21 protein-coding genes are annotated in these 14,624 nt (G+C 41.2%); 20 read left to right on the top strand and 1 reads right to left on the bottom strand.

Annotation, left to right across the window (positions count from 1 at the left end; translation table 11 throughout):
• The first annotated feature begins 15 nt into the window (after positions 1-15).
• The 17 genes from rplR (at position 16) to truA (ending at position 10,672) form a co-directional block, all read left to right on the top strand.
• Positions 16-372 (top strand): 50S ribosomal protein L18, encoded by a 357-nt coding sequence (rplR, locus tag PGP85_RS09535; protein ID WP_010742765.1) that lies wholly within the window; start codon positions 16-18, stop codon positions 370-372.
• A 20-nt stretch (positions 373-392) separates the two neighbouring features.
• Complete coding sequence (gene rpsE, locus PGP85_RS09530) at positions 393-893, top strand: 30S ribosomal protein S5 (RefSeq protein WP_010742766.1); 501 nt, start codon at positions 393-395, stop codon at positions 891-893.
• A 14-nt stretch (positions 894-907) separates the two neighbouring features.
• Positions 908-1,087 carry a 50S ribosomal protein L30 gene (rpmD, locus tag PGP85_RS09525; protein WP_010742767.1) on the top strand — a complete coding sequence of 60 codons (180 nt, stop codon included), beginning with the start codon at positions 908-910 and terminating at the stop codon, positions 1,085-1,087.
• Positions 1,088-1,127: 40 nt separating this feature from the next.
• Positions 1,128-1,568: a 50S ribosomal protein L15 gene (gene rplO, locus PGP85_RS09520; protein ID WP_010742768.1), complete on the top strand. Its 441-nt coding sequence runs from the start codon at positions 1,128-1,130 to the stop codon at positions 1,566-1,568.
• Positions 1,568-2,869, top strand: coding sequence for a preprotein translocase subunit SecY (gene secY, locus PGP85_RS09515; RefSeq protein WP_090407621.1), 1,302 nt, complete (start codon positions 1,568-1,570; stop codon positions 2,867-2,869). The genes rplO and secY overlap by 1 nt, the downstream gene beginning before the upstream one ends.
• A gap of 62 nt (positions 2,870-2,931) precedes the next feature.
• On the top strand, positions 2,932-3,579 hold the full coding sequence (locus PGP85_RS09510; protein ID WP_010742770.1) for an adenylate kinase: 648 nt from the start codon (positions 2,932-2,934) through the stop codon (positions 3,577-3,579).
• A 173-nt stretch (positions 3,580-3,752) separates the two neighbouring features.
• Positions 3,753-3,971: a translation initiation factor IF-1 gene (gene infA / locus PGP85_RS09505; protein WP_010742771.1), complete on the top strand. Its 219-nt coding sequence runs from the start codon at positions 3,753-3,755 to the stop codon at positions 3,969-3,971.
• Between the two features lie 33 nt (positions 3,972-4,004).
• Positions 4,005-4,121: a 50S ribosomal protein L36 gene (gene rpmJ / locus PGP85_RS09500; protein WP_010742772.1), complete on the top strand. Its 117-nt coding sequence runs from the start codon at positions 4,005-4,007 to the stop codon at positions 4,119-4,121.
• Positions 4,122-4,139: 18 nt separating this feature from the next.
• Positions 4,140-4,505: a 30S ribosomal protein S13 gene (rpsM, locus tag PGP85_RS09495; protein ID WP_010742773.1), complete on the top strand. Its 366-nt coding sequence runs from the start codon at positions 4,140-4,142 to the stop codon at positions 4,503-4,505.
• A gap of 24 nt (positions 4,506-4,529) precedes the next feature.
• Positions 4,530-4,919, top strand: a complete 390-nt coding sequence (gene rpsK, locus PGP85_RS09490) for a 30S ribosomal protein S11 (RefSeq protein WP_010742774.1) — start codon at positions 4,530-4,532, stop codon at positions 4,917-4,919.
• A gap of 79 nt (positions 4,920-4,998) precedes the next feature.
• Complete coding sequence (locus PGP85_RS09485; protein ID WP_010742775.1) at positions 4,999-5,937, top strand: DNA-directed RNA polymerase subunit alpha; 939 nt, start codon at positions 4,999-5,001, stop codon at positions 5,935-5,937.
• Between the two features lie 27 nt (positions 5,938-5,964).
• A complete protein-coding gene (gene rplQ, locus PGP85_RS09480; protein WP_010742776.1) occupies positions 5,965-6,345 on the top strand; it encodes a 50S ribosomal protein L17 in 381 nt (126 codons plus the stop codon).
• A gap of 253 nt (positions 6,346-6,598) precedes the next feature.
• Positions 6,599-7,435, top strand: coding sequence for an energy-coupling factor ABC transporter ATP-binding protein (locus PGP85_RS09475; protein WP_270327289.1), 837 nt, complete (start codon positions 6,599-6,601; stop codon positions 7,433-7,435).
• Positions 7,411-8,280, top strand: a complete 870-nt coding sequence (locus PGP85_RS09470) for an energy-coupling factor ABC transporter ATP-binding protein (RefSeq protein WP_270327288.1) — start codon at positions 7,411-7,413, stop codon at positions 8,278-8,280. The genes PGP85_RS09475 and PGP85_RS09470 overlap by 25 nt, the downstream gene beginning before the upstream one ends.
• Positions 8,270-9,067: an energy-coupling factor transporter transmembrane component T family protein gene (locus PGP85_RS09465; protein ID WP_010742779.1), complete on the top strand. Its 798-nt coding sequence runs from the start codon at positions 8,270-8,272 to the stop codon at positions 9,065-9,067. The genes PGP85_RS09470 and PGP85_RS09465 overlap by 11 nt, the downstream gene beginning before the upstream one ends.
• 129 nt (positions 9,068-9,196) lie before the next feature.
• Entirely contained in the window at positions 9,197-9,769 is a 573-nt protein-coding gene (locus tag PGP85_RS09460; RefSeq protein ID WP_010742780.1) for a DUF6434 domain-containing protein, read from the top strand.
• 156 nt (positions 9,770-9,925) lie between these two features.
• Positions 9,926-10,672 carry a tRNA pseudouridine(38-40) synthase TruA gene (gene truA / locus PGP85_RS09455; RefSeq protein WP_010742781.1) on the top strand — a complete coding sequence of 249 codons (747 nt, stop codon included), beginning with the start codon at positions 9,926-9,928 and terminating at the stop codon, positions 10,670-10,672.
• A 48-nt stretch (positions 10,673-10,720) separates the two neighbouring features.
• Here truA and yeiL read toward each other — a convergent pair whose 3' ends face one another.
• A complete protein-coding gene (gene yeiL, locus PGP85_RS09450; RefSeq protein WP_270327286.1) occupies positions 10,721-11,392 on the bottom strand; it encodes a transcriptional regulator YeiL in 672 nt (223 codons plus the stop codon).
• A gap of 102 nt (positions 11,393-11,494) precedes the next feature.
• Between yeiL and rihB the strand changes: the two genes are divergently transcribed.
• From rihB to PGP85_RS09435, 3 genes are all read left to right on the top strand, one after another.
• Positions 11,495-12,448 carry a ribosylpyrimidine nucleosidase gene (rihB, locus tag PGP85_RS09445; RefSeq protein WP_010742783.1) on the top strand — a complete coding sequence of 318 codons (954 nt, stop codon included), beginning with the start codon at positions 11,495-11,497 and terminating at the stop codon, positions 12,446-12,448.
• A 154-nt stretch (positions 12,449-12,602) separates the two neighbouring features.
• The gene (gene rbsK, locus PGP85_RS09440) at positions 12,603-13,469 is read left to right on the top strand and encodes a ribokinase (RefSeq protein WP_270327282.1); all 867 of its coding nucleotides are present in this window, start codon (positions 12,603-12,605) and stop codon (positions 13,467-13,469) included.
• Positions 13,470-13,516: 47 nt separating this feature from the next.
• Complete coding sequence (locus PGP85_RS09435) at positions 13,517-14,596, top strand: BMP family lipoprotein (protein WP_251865352.1); 1,080 nt, start codon at positions 13,517-13,519, stop codon at positions 14,594-14,596.
• The last annotated feature ends 28 nt before the right edge of the window (positions 14,597-14,624 follow it).

Raw genomic sequence — 14,624 nt, 5'->3', positions numbered from 1 at the left:
ATAGAGGTGACAATTGTGATTACAAAACCAGATAAAAACAAAACACGCCAAAAGCGCCATATGCGTGTACGTAACAAAATCTCTGGTACTGCTGAGTGCCCACGCTTGAACGTTTTCCGTTCTAACAAAAACATCTACGCGCAAGTAATTGATGACGTAGCGGGTGTGACGCTAGCAAGTGCCTCTGCCTTGGATAAAGAAATTTCAGGTGGAACAAAAACTGAACAAGCACAAGCTGTTGGGAAACTAATCGCAGAACGTGCATCAGAAAAAGGTATTAAGAAAGTAGTCTTTGACCGTGGTGGATACCTTTACCATGGCCGCGTAGCAACTTTAGCTGAAGCTGCACGCGAAAATGGACTAGAATTTTAGGAGAAGGAGGAACACCATTCATGGTTTATATCGATCCAAAACATTTGGAATTAGAAGACCGCGTTGTTGCGATCAACCGTGTTACTAAAGTTGTTAAAGGTGGACGTCGTCTACGTTTCGCAGCATTAGTCGTTGTCGGTGACAAGAACGGACACGTAGGCTTTGGTACTGGTAAAGCACAAGAAGTACCTGAAGCAATTCGTAAAGCAATCGAAGATGCTAAGAAAAATCTAGTCGAAGTACCAATGGTAGGAACTACGCTTCCTCACGAAGTTATTGGTGTATTCGGCGGCGGACGTATTTTAATGAAACCTGCCGTTGAAGGGGCTGGGGTTGCTGCTGGTGGACCAGTTCGTGCCGTCTTGGAATTAGCTGGCGTTGCTGATGTGACTTCTAAATCTTTAGGTTCAAATACACCAATCAACGTTGTTCGCGCAACTGTTGAAGGGTTAACTCAATTGAAAAAAGCAGAAGACGTGGCGCAATTACGCGGCATTTCTGTTGAAAACTTAGCTAATTAAGGAGGACGAATGAAATGGCTGAATTGAAAATTACTTTAACACGCAGTATTATCGGACGTCCTCAAAACCAACGCGATACTGTTAAAGCGTTGGGTCTAAAGAAAATGAACAGCACAGTTGTTAAACCTGCTAATGATGCAATCAAAGGTATGGTTAACACAGTGTCTCATTTAGTGGACGTAGAAGAAGTTTAAAAACCAATGATGATTAAAATCTAAGGAGGTGCCCAATATAATGAAACTTCATGAATTACAACCTGCCGAAGGTTCACGTAAAGTTCGCAACCGCGTTGGACGTGGTACTTCATCAGGTAACGGAAAAACATCTGGACGTGGTCAAAAAGGTCAAAAGGCTCGTTCAGGCGGCGGTGTACGTTTAGGTTTTGAAGGTGGTCAAACTCCTTTATTCCGTCGTTTACCAAAACGCGGATTTACTAACGTGAATCGTAAAGAATATGCTGTAATCAATTTAGATGTCTTAAATCGTTTTGAAGATGGAACTGAAGTAACACCTGTTGCTCTAGTTGAAGCTGGAATCGTGAAAAACGAAAAAGCTGGAATCAAAGTTTTAGGAAACGGATCATTAGACAAGAAACTAACCGTTAAAGCAGCAAAATTCTCTAAACATGCTCAAGAAACAATTGAAGCTGCTGGTGGTTCAATCGAGGTGATTTAATGTTCAAACTTTTAAAGGATTCATTCAAAGTTCAGAACATCCGATCACGGATTCTATTCACCGTTTTAATGCTATTGATTTTCCGGTTAGGTGCACAAATCACTGTACCGGGTGTTGATGCGCATGGGTTGCAAGGTCTGAGTGAAATGCCATTTTTCAGAATGCTGAATATGGTTAGTGGCTCGGCTATGCAAAACTTCTCAATTTTTTCTATGGGGGTTTCTCCATATATCACTGCTTCAATTGTTATTCAGTTGTTGCAAATGGATATTATTCCTAAATTTGTCGAATGGTCAAAACAAGGTGAGGTCGGTCGTAAGAAGCTGAATCAAGCAACTCGTTACTTGACTTTAGTCTTGGCTTTTATTCAGTCTGTAAGTATTACAGCTGGGTTTGACTATTTTGCGCAATTTGGGTTTGTACCAAATCGTAACGTTCAAACATTCGTAACGATTGGTGTCATTCTTACAGCGGGTACCATGTTTGTTACTTGGCTGGGAGAACAGATCACCGAAAAAGGAATTGGAAATGGTGTATCAATGATTATCTTTGCGGGGATCATTTCTCGATTACCACAAAGCATCAAAGATATTTATGATGATTATTTCGTAAACATTGATTCTAGTGATCTTTGGAAATCGGTTATTTTCGTTGTAATTTTACTTGTCGCAATTTTGTTGATTGTCGTTTTTGTAACGTACTTCCAACAAGCCGAAAGAAAAATTCCAATTCAATATACAAAACAAGTCGTTGGCGCGCCAACAAGCAGTTATCTACCATTAAAAGTAAATGCTGCTGGGGTTATTCCAGTTATCTTTGCCAGCTCATTCATAGCAACACCGAACGCGGTATTGCAGGCATTAGCTAGCAAGTATAGCGCGGAAGGCTGGTATGATGTTTTAACGAAGTTATTCAGTTATAACACGATTCCAGGTGCTGCGATTTATACTGTTCTGATTGTTGCCTTCACCTTCTTCTACGCATTTGTTCAGGTCAATCCTGAAAAACTAGCGGAGAACTTACAAAAACAAGGAAGTTATATTCCTCGTGTAAGACCAGGTAAAGGTACGGAAGAATATGTTTCTGCAATTTTGATGCGTTTAAGTGTGGTCGGAGCTATTTTCTTAGGTTTGATCGCCTTGATTCCAATCATCGCGCAAATGATTTGGAACTTGCCGCAATCAATCGGGCTGGGTGGTACTAGTCTATTGATCGTGGTCGGAGTTGCGCTAGAAACTGCAAAACAATTAGAAGGACTCATGTTAAAACGACGTTATGTCGGATTCATGGATGAAGAATAGATTCGTGTGTTGAGGGTTTTCCTCAACGCCGTTCTGGCTTCAAATACTTAGGAGGGAAAGCAATGAACCTGATCTTAATGGGGCTGCCAGGGGCAGGAAAAGGAACACAAGCAGAAAGAATTGTTGCAACGTACAATATTCCACACATCAGCACGGGGGATATGTTCCGAGAAGCAATCAAAAACGAGACAACACTCGGATTGAAAGCAAAATCTTATATGGATGCAGGGGATTTGGTCCCAGACGAAGTTACTAACGGTATCGTGAAGGAACGTTTAGCTCAAAAGGACACTGATAAAGGGTTCTTGTTGGACGGATTCCCTCGTACTTTGGATCAAGCCAAAGCATTAGCTGAGATGTTAAAAGACTTGAATAAAAAGATTGATGCTGTGATTGAAATTCAAGTAGCAGAAGAAGTGTTAGTTGAACGTTTGGCAGGACGCTTCATGTGCCGCAATTGTGGCGCAACTTATCATAAAATCTTCAATCCTACGAAAGTAGAAGGAACTTGTGATCGCTGCGGTGGTCATGAATTCTATCAACGTGAAGATGATAAGCCAGAAACAGTTAAAAATCGTTTATCTGTGAATGTTAAAAACAGTGAACCAATTTTAGCTTACTATGATGAAGAAGCTCTGCTGTATCCAGTTGATGGAGATCGTGAAATTGATGCCGTATTTGCGGATGTAGAAAAGATTATCGAAAAATAATTTGCCTACCGACTTGAGATGCAGTTTATCTTGCCAAGTTCGATGTTTTATGATAGAATTTGTCAGTCTGACTTCTAGTTATTTAGAAGTTAACTTTAGAATTAGGGTGGGAACTGCAGTTTCCGCCATTTTATCGTGTGAAAATGCGAAACAACTACAAGGAGGTACTCTGCGTGGCAAAAGAAGATATGATTGAAATCGAAGGAACAGTCGTCGAAACTTTGCCGAATGCAATGTTTAAAGTCGAATTGGAAAACGGACACGAAGTTCTTGCACACGTATCTGGTAAAATCCGGATGTATTACATCAGAATTTTACCTGGAGATAAGGTTACTGTTGAACTTTCTCCATACGATTTGAGCCGTGGTCGCATTACCTATCGCTTTAAGTAAGTTGTACTCCGTAAAACTTCAGGAGGTATAATCATGAAAGTAAGACCATCAGTAAAACCAATGTGTGAACATTGTAAAGTAATTCGTCGTAATGGACGTGTTATGGTGATTTGCCCAGCAAACCCAAAACATAAACAACGTCAAGGATAATTGGAGGTGTAATTAAGTATGGCTCGTATTGCAGGAGTAGATATTCCTCGTGATAAACGCGTGGTAATTTCACTTACTTATATTTACGGTATTGGAAATACTACAGCGAAACAAGTTTTAGCCGATGCAGGTGTTTCAGAAGATGTTCGTGTACGTGATTTAACAAATGAACAAACTGACGCTATTCGTGCTGAAGTTGATAAATTAAAAGTTGAAGGCGATCTTCGTCGTGAAACTAACTTAAACATCAAACGTTTGATGGAAATCGGTTCTTACCGTGGAATCCGTCATCGTCGTGGCTTGCCTACACGTGGACAAAACACTAAGAACAATGCTCGTACTCGTAAAGGCCCAGCTCGCGCTATTGCCGGCAAGAAAAAATAATTAGTGAAGGAGGTATAAATCTTCATGGTAGCAAAGAAAGTTAATCGTAAACGTCGTGTGAAGAAGAATATTGAAACCGGTATTGCTCATATTCATTCGACTTTTAATAATACAATCATCATGATTACTGATGCAAGCGGTAATGCCGTTGCATGGTCATCTGCAGGTTCATTAGGCTTCAAGGGTAGTAAAAAATCTACACCTTTCGCTGCTCAAATGGCTGCTGAAACAGCAACAAAAGCTGCAATGGAACATGGATTGAAAAGTGTTGAAGTAACTGTTAAAGGACCTGGTTCTGGTCGTGAAGCAGCGATTCGTTCATTGCAAGCAACTGGTTTAGAAGTAACTGCAATTCGTGACGTGACTCCAGTACCTCATAATGGATGCCGCCCTCCAAAACGCCGTCGTGTTTAATGAGTGCCCAACTCTATGAGTTTTACAGGAACGTCATTGAACAAGACACTTTTCGTTTTGAAAGGGGTAAAAGACAAGAATGATTGAATTCGAAAAACCAAGAATCACAAAAATTGATGAAGACAGAGATTATGGCAAGTTCGTTGTTGAACCTTTGGAAAGAGGTTATGGAACTACTTTAGGTAATTCTCTACGTCGTATTCTACTTTCTTCTTTACCAGGCGCTGCCATTACTAATATTCAAATCGATGGGGTGTTACACGAATTTTCAACCATCAAAGGTGTAAGAGAAGACGTTGTACAAATCATCTTGAATATCAAAGGTTTGGCGTTGAAATTATTCGCCGAAGAAGAAAAAACCCTTGAGATCGATATTACTGGACCAGCTACGGTAACTGCCGGCGATATTATCGTTGACAGTGACGTTGAAATCTTGAATAAAGATATGTACATCTGTACTGTTTCTGAAGGCGCAACATTTCATGCTCGCTTAACAGTAAAACCTGGTCGAGGCTATGTTCAAGCAGACGAAAATAAAAAGGAAGATATGCCAATTGGTGTCCTTCCAGTCGATTCTATCTATACACCTGTACGTAAAGTAAACTATCAAGTTGAAAACACACGTGTTGGTCGTCGTGATGATTTCGATAAATTAACGATGGAAATTTGGACTGACGGATCGATCATTGCTCAAGAAGCATTGAGTCTTGCAGCGAAAATTTTAACTGAACATTTGGATATTTTTGTTAATCTTACTGATGAAGCGAAAAATGCTGAAATCATGGTAGAAAAAGAAGAAACGCAAAAAGAAAAAATGTTAGAAATGACCATCGAAGAACTAGACTTGTCTGTACGTTCGTACAATTGCTTGAAACGTGCTGGAATTAATACGGTTCAAGAACTAACGAATAAGTCTGAACCCGAAATGATCAAAGTACGTAATTTGGGTCGTAAATCACTTGAAGAAGTGAAGGCTAAATTACATGATCTAGGATTAGGACTACGTAAAGACGATTAATATTGTTGACAAAGGAGGGAAACCTACGTGAGTTATCGTAAATTAGGACGCACATCTAGCCAACGTAAAGCGATGTTGCGTGACTTAACAACTGACTTAATTATCAACGAACGCATCGTTACGACTGAAGCTCGTGCGAAAGAAGTTCGTTCAACTGCTGAAAAGATGATTACTTTAGGAAAACGCGGGGATCTTCATGCACGTCGCCAAGCTGCTAGCTTTGTGCGTAATGAAGTAGCTGAAGTTCGCGAAGAAAACGAAGAAATCGTTGTTGAATCTGCATTACAAAAATTATTCAATGACATTGCTCCTCGTTACGCTGAACGTCAAGGAGGATACACTCGTATCTTAAAAACTGAACCTCGTCGTGGCGACAACGCCCCTATGGTCGTTATAGAACTTGTATAATAATCACTCTTCACTTTATAGATGATTCTTTTAGAGTGTTATGATGTTGGAGATTTTCTCCGAGTCTAGCTCAGCGCCGCTTCCCAGAATGTCTGGGAAGCCGGCACTCATCATAAAGTGTTTTTTTATACCCAAAAATACTGTCAAGACAGATCGGTATACAAAAGCATTTTATCGAGTATCAAGGATTGATAAAACGAGGCTTTTTTGCTAGGCTTAGAACAGATTTGCAAAGAGGTGGAAGGGTGTAACCATGGAGCCAATTATTGAAATCAATCATATTGAATTTAGCTATCAAGAAGAAGCCGCACCGGCTTTGAAAGATGTCAATTTTTCGATCAACAAAGGTGAATGGATCGCTATTGTTGGGCATAACGGATCTGGAAAATCTACTTTAGCCAAAGCGATCAATGGACTTCATTTACCGCAAAAGGGAACCGTCCGCGTTGGTGGGATGGAATTATCAGAGGAATCCGTCTGGGATATTCGCCGTATGGTGGGGATGGTCTTTCAAAATCCAGATAATCAATTTGTCGGTGCAACAGTGGAAGACGATGTTGCCTTTGGTTTAGAAAATCAAGGAATCGAACGTAGTGAGATGCAACGTCGTGTTCAAGACGCATTGGAAAAAGTAAAAATGCAAGACTTTTCGACTCGTGAGCCAGCTCGCTTATCTGGTGGGCAAAAGCAGCGGGTGGCGATTGCGGGTGTAGTCGCTTTGCGTCCAGATATTATTATTTTGGATGAAGCAACCAGCATGTTAGATCCTGAGGGTCGTGATGATGTTATCGCGACGATTCACAAAATTAAAGAAGAAAGCGATCTGACTGTTATTTCGATCACTCATGATATCGATGAGGCCGCAAGTGCCAATCGAATATTGGTGATGAGAGACGGAGAATTATATCAAGAAGGAACGCCAGATGAAATTTTTTCTGCTGGACCTGAATTGGTTTCTTTAGGATTAGATTTACCATTTCCTGAGAAATTGAAATCAGCGTTGAAAGCTCGTGGGGTGACAGTACCAACGAATTATTTGGATGAAGAAGGGATGATGGACTGGTTATGGACATCCGTTTTGAAAAAGTAAGCTACGTTTATCAACCGAATACTCCCTTTGAACAACGTGCACTATATGATATCGACTTGAACATTAAAGAAGGCTCTTATACCGCTTTGGTGGGGCACACTGGTAGTGGAAAATCGACTTTGCTGCAACACTTGAATGCTCTGTTGAAACCAACCGATGGAAAAGTCATAATTGGAGATCGAACGATTACTTCGACGACCGATAATAAAAATTTGAAACCGGTTCGCAAAAAAGTTGGGATCGTTTTTCAATTTCCTGAGGCTCAATTATTTGAGGAAACTGTGGTCAAAGATATTGCTTTCGGACCGAAGAATTTTGGCGTGAGTGATGAGGACGCACGTATTTTAGCAAAAGAAAACTTAAAATTAGTGGGAATGGACGAAGAGTATTTAGAACGTTCCCCATTCGAGCTCTCTGGAGGCCAAATGCGTCGTGTAGCAATCGCTGGTGTCTTGGCTATGGAGCCAGAGGTTTTGGTCTTAGATGAGCCGACGGCAGGGTTAGATCCGCTTGGACGCAAAGAAATGATGGAAATGTTTTGGCGCTTGCACAAAGAAAAAAATATGACGATCGTCTTAGTCACTCATTTAATGGATGATGTTGCAAATTTTGCGGACTATGTCTATGTCTTGGAAAATGGACTTGTCGTAAAACATGGAAATCCACAAACAGTTTTTGAAAACGTTGCGTGGTTGAAAGAAAAACAATTAGGCGTGCCTCAGGCGAGTGCTTTTGCCGAAAAAATGCAAGCACGAGGAGCAGAATTTAAAGAACTGCCGTTAACAGAAAACGAATTGGCGGACTGGATCGTCAAACACGCAGGAGGCCCTGCTCATGATGAATAAATTGATTTTCGGTCGTTATATCCCAGGGGATTCATTGATTCATCGCTTGGATCCGCGCGCCAAATTGGTTGCTAGTTTTTATTTTATTGGGATTATTTTTTTGGCGAATAACTGGCAGAGTTATTTGTTTTTAGCTGCTTTCACACTATTCGCAGTGTTTTTATCAAAGATAAATTTGAATTTCTTTTTAAGAGGGGTTCGGCCGCTGATCTGGTTGATCATCTTTACGGTAGCGTTGCAGATGTTGTTTACGCGTGGGGGAACTTTGTACTGGTCATGGGGCGTATTTAGCCTTTCTTCTTACGGAATTCAAAATGGTCTGTTTATTTTCTGTCGGTTTGTTTTAATCATCTTCATGTCGACATTATTAACTTTAACGACACCGCCATTATCGATGTCAGATGCGATCGAATCTTTATTGAATCCGTTAAAAAGATTCCATTTGCCTGTTCATGAGATTGCTTTGATGCTGTCTATTGCTTTACGATTTGTTCCAACATTGATGGATGAAACAGAAAAAATTATGAACGCACAACGGGCACGCGGAGTTGATTTTAATGATGGGAACTTGATTCAGAAGGTTAAGGCAATCGTTCCTTTGCTTATTCCGTTGTTTGTCAGCAGCTTTAATCGTGCTGAGGATCTAGCGACTGCAATGGAGGCCCGTGGTTACCGTGGTGGTGAGGGCCGCAGCAAATACCGCAAGCTGCAATGGGCGTTACGAGATACATTGGTTTTGGGCGTTTTTGTGATTGCAACAATTATACTAATCTTTTTACGCAGTTAAGCTTGGAGGAATCCAAGCTTTTTTTGTGTTTTATTACGTTAGAAACCTGCACACAAAATCCAAACATGTAGACTTGAAGTGTTTTTCTTATGGTAGGATGAAAGAAATAAATCAATGGAGAGACGAAAAATGACTGAAAATAGACCAAAGCTGCAAGCTGGCTTAGCACCAGAAGTATTTAGCGAGTATTATTATTTGAAAGTGGAGCTGCAGGATTTTTGTCAAGAACAAGGGTTGGCGAAACCAGGTAGTAAAGCGGATCTGAATCAGAGAATCACTCATTATTTGCGTACAGGGGAGCGGCTTGCTAGTAAGAGTAGTGAGAAAAAAGTTTTTCGGGAAGAATATCTAACACTTGATAGTTTGATTGAGCAAGGAATTGTTTTCTCTGAAAAACATCGTGCTTTTTTTAAATCAGAATTGGGTGACACGTTTGTATTCAAGGTAGCTTTTCAAAATTGGCTAAAGGAGAATGCCGGAAAAACGTATCGTGAAGCAATTGCGATTTATCCGGAGATCGCAGCGAGGAAACCTAAAAAAATTGATTCACAGTTTGAGTACAATACGTATATTCGTGATTTTTTTGCGGATAACCGAGGAAGATCATTGCAAGAGGCGATCGCTTGCTGGAAACACAAAAAAGCATTGCCGGGCAGTAATAAATATCATGTACAGGATTTAAGCGCGTTGGAATCCGACTAAAAAGCTGATATAATGACTCCGGCAGAATTCTATTTTGAGGATATTAATTCCACTTTCTCTAAGTTTTATTACGAGAAAAATCCGTAGTTAAGTTGACGAGTGGAATGGTGCAAGACTTGAATAATGAATTCCTCAATATGAAAAAGGAGATTGAGAATGGTTAGATATAAAGCAGTGATTGCTTATGATGGGACAAATTTCAATGGTTTTCAACGGCAGCCCAACGGCCGTACGGTGCAGGAGGAAGTTGAGAAGACCTTGCAAAAAATGAATAATGGAAATCCTATAACGATTTTTGGTTCGGGGCGGACGGATGCTGGTGTTCATGCGATCGGTCAAGTCATTCATTTTGATTATCCCCACGAACGTCCATTGGAGCGAATGCGATTTGGTTTAGATACTCAGACGCCTGAAGATATCGCCGTTTCGTCAGTCGAGATCGTGGATGACGAGTTCCATGCGCGCTATCATGTCGTGGAGAAGACCTATCACTTTAAAGTTCAGATAGCCAAGCCGCGAAGTCCGTTTCGCCGTTATTACGCCGCCTACTATCCCTATCCGCTGGATGTGGATTTGATTCGACGAGCGTTGCCGGATTTGTTAGGCACCCATGATTTTACTTCCTTTTGTGCAACTGGCGGGTCAATCGAGGACAAAGTTCGGACGATCTATCAGGCTGATTTAGAAGTCAATGAGGCCGGAACGGAATTAACGTTCATTTTTCGAGGAAATGGCTTCTTATATAAAATGATTCGAATTTTAGTGGGAACGTTGTTAAAAATTGGAAATGGCCGGATGCCGGCTGATTGCATTCCGGCGCTCCTTGAGGCGAAGGATCGCAACGCTGCCGGGCCGACTGCTCACCCAGAAGGATTGTATTTGGCAGAAGTAAAATACGAATAGAAAAGAAGCATCCAACAATAGTCATTTTGACTGTTGCTGGATGCTTTTTTAGGCTTTTACCTCTGCGGCAAGTTGGATCAATTTTTCAGTGTCCTGAATGAGGTAACTGTTTTTTTCTTTTTTAAGGTACCCATCATCGACAAATTGGGCGATGACATAGAGTAGATGCCGATAGGAAACGCCTAGATATTCGAAAACTTGTGTGTGCTTTTCTCGGTACCTTCCTTCATTTTGAGTCAATAGGATAAAGGATGCTAAGCGCTGAGAAAGCGGAAAGCCTTGATTTTGCGTAGAGGCTTTGATATTCCGATAGTTTTTGTGTGCGAAATACATACAAAGCTTTTGAAGAAAAAGAGCATCCTTCAATAATTTTTTTTGGCAGTCTTTCCTTGCTAGAGCCAAACACCAACAGTCCTCAATTGCCTGGACACTGAAGGCGGTCTGAGTTTCGTCAACGAGTTCCATCTCACCGATAAAACAAGGAGGAGAAAAGAAATCGATCAACGCGACTTTTCCATTAGCTAAAGTGTCATATAATTTTGCTTTGCCTTTGACCAGATAAAATAAATGAGAAGGCGGCTGGTTCTCTTTAACGAGATAACTATTGGCCGGAAAGAAAAATAACTGCGTGTCTAAACTGACATCGAAGGAAAATTGATCGAGGTAACCGGAAGTTTGAATGAATTGCTGTTTTAATTGTTCATTTTGCAACTTTTTCATTTTTCTGCCTCCCATATGTGAGAATTCTCATACTTATCATAAGCAGGAACTTTATATAATGCAAATAGATAAAGGAAATAAATCTTCTTAGGGGGCTTCAAAATGGAAAAACGGAAAATTATTTTGGATTGTGATCCGGGGCATGATGATGCCATTACAATGTTGATGGCGGCTATCCACCCGAAAATTGATTTGTTGGGAATCACTATTGTAGCAGGAAACCAAACGTTAGACAAGACAGTTGTGAATGGCTTGAACGTTTCCCAACTGCTGAATATTGATGCGAATGTCTATGCGGGAATGCCAAAGCCGTTGGTGCGTGAGCAGGTTGTTGCGGATAATGTTCACGGAGAATCTGGATTGGATGGTCCAGTTTTTGGTCCGCTAAATCGGCAGGTGGAAGGAACAAATGCGGTCAAATACATTATTGATACATTGTTAGCGAGTGATGGGGATATTACGCTGGTTCCTGTTGGTCCATTGACAAACATTGCTGTCGCGATGCGGATGGAACCGTTAATCATTCCTAAAATCAAAGAAATTGTTTTAATGGGCGGAGCTTACGGAACGGGTAATTTCACGCCTTCTGCTGAATTTAATATATTTGCTGATCCTGAAGCGGCGCATGTTGTCTTTAGCTCGGGAGCACCGCTCGTCATGATGGGGCTGGATTTGACTCATCAAACGATTTGTACAGAGGATATCATTGAACGTATGGAAGCAATCGGCAATGATGCGGCAAAATTATTTGGGGACATTATGCGTTTCACACTGAAGAGCCAATTCGAATGTTTTGGATTAGCCGCGGGGCCATTACATGATGCAACTTGTGTCGGCTATCTCATTTGTCCGGAAGCTTTTGAAACGCAAGAAATGTTTGTTGAGATTGATATTAATCGTGGTCCTAGCTATGGGCGAACGGTCTGCGATGAGTTAAATGTTCTAAATAAGAAGGCAAATGCAAAGGTTGGTAAAAAGATTGATGCGGAACGATTCTGGGATCTAGTGGAAGAATGTATCCGAATGTATTCAGACGTCTATGCTGTCGTAAAATAAACCGCTTCAAAGGAAGAGAGACAACTTGATTAACCGCGAACAAAGATTGTTTTTCTTCCATCTTTTGTAAGCGGTTCAAAAAAACGGGCGAAGTGATATAGTGAATTTTTTTTAGAACTAAGAGATAGTTTATGAATACGTAGGAGGAAAGCAAATGAAAGTCGTTGTTGTTGGAAGTATTAATTTAGATTTAGTCGTACAAGCAGAGCGTTTCCCAAGAGTCGGAGAGACGATGTTTGGAACGGATAGTAAAATGCTGCCTGGAGGAAAAGGTGCCAATCAAGCTGTTGCGGCAGCGAGGTTAGGAGCAGAGGTGACCATGATTGGTTGTGTCGGGAAAGATGCTTATGGCGAAATCGTGTTGAAAAATTTTGAAGAGAATCGGGTGGATACATCATGCATCAGACAAGTTTCGGAACCGACGGGTGTCGCTTATATAACAATCGCGGAAAATGATAATTCAATTATTCTGGTGCAAGGTGCAAATGCATGTGTGAATCGTTCACTGATAGATGATTATAAAAAACAAATTTTGGCAGCGGATATCGTGATCGCACAATGTGAGATTCCGATTGCTACGATTGAGTATTTGATTGATTTTTGTGCTGAAAATAACGTCTGTTTGGTATTGAATCCTGCACCAACGCCGGAGATTGCACCAGAGTATTTGGCTAAGGTGACTTTTTTAACACCGAATGAAATTGAGATCAATCAATTATTTAAACAAGATGCCCAGTCTGTTTTGCAGGAACATCCCAATCAAATTATTATGACCTATGGAGCGAAAGGGGTGCGCTTTTACGACGGCAACAAGCTCGTTGAGGTACCGAGTTATAAAGTTCCCGTTGTCGATACAACTGGGGCAGGAGATACGTTCAACGCTGCTTTTGCAGTTTCCTATGCCAAAGATCATGTGCTTGAACAAGCGATCAACTTTGCTAATTTAGCAGCTAGTAAGACAGTCCAAGGCTTAGGAGCGCAAAGTGCCATGCCGAGGATCGAAGAATTGATTGAAGGATAAAGACGCGTAAATTAGTAAGCGCTGTCAAAAATAGGAGGAATTTAAAAATGAAAAATACAAAACTTTTTTCTTTGGGTGTCGTAGCAATGGCGGCTTTGCTGACCTTTAGCGGGTGCGGAGGGAATAAAAGCAGCGCGTCGGGAAATGAGGATGCGGATCACAGTGTCGTAATGGTGACCGATGTTAGTGGAGTAGATGACAAGTCTTTCAATCAGTCGGCTTGGGAAGGGCTGCAAAAATGGGGCAAGGAACAAAAATTGAAACGCGGCGTTGGTGGTTATGACTACATTCAATCGAACGAGATCGCGCAATTTGCTTCGAATATTGATACCGCTGCATCTAATGGCTTCAAGACCGTTTTCGGGATCGGTTACTTGTTGGCGGATTCAATCGAAGCAGCAGCCGGACAAAATCCAGAAACGAATTTCGTTATTATCGATACTGTAATCGAAGGAAAGAAAAATGTAGTGTCGGCAACCTTCCGCGATAATGAGGTTGGTTACATTGCCGGAGTCTCCGCTGCTTATACGACTAAAACAAACAAAGTTGGATTTATTGGTGGAGAAGAAGGAAAAGTCATCGATCGGTATGAAGCTGGTTTTACCAAAGGTGTAAAAGATACAGCGAAGAAAATGAATAAAGACATTTCTGTCGATGTAAAATATGCGGCGTCTTTCGGCGATCCAGCAAAAGGGAAAGCGTTAGCGGCGAACATTTATCAAAATGGGTCAGATATTATTTATCAAGCAGCCGGCGGTACCGGAGCGGGTGTTTTCTCAGAAGCGAAAGCCTTGAATCAGGAAAAAAGTGAAGCAGACAAAGTTTGGGTGCTTGGTGTGGACCGTGATCAGCAGGATGAGGGCAACTATAAATCAAAAGATGGGAAAGAGAGCAATTTCTGTTTGGCTTCAACCATCAAATCGGTTGGTGTCGTCGTGCAAGATATCTCAACCAGAGCCTTAAAGGATAAATTTCCTGGCGGCAAACACTTATCCTTTGGTTTAAAAGATGGCGGTGTTGCGATGACGGACGGCTACTTAAGCGATGAAGCGAAAACCGCAGTGAAAGAAGCGAAAGACCAAATTATTGCTGGTGATGTAAAAGTTCCGGAGACACCGGAAGACTAGTTGACTGATCGTGCCCACTGTAATTAGC

It is taken from the genome of Enterococcus malodoratus (assembly GCF_027659535.1).
Classification (GTDB): Bacteria; Bacillota; Bacilli; order Lactobacillales; family Enterococcaceae; genus Enterococcus_A; species Enterococcus_A malodoratus.
Note: the sequence above shows the minus strand (reverse complement) of the source record. Positions and strands in the feature narration are given on the sequence as shown.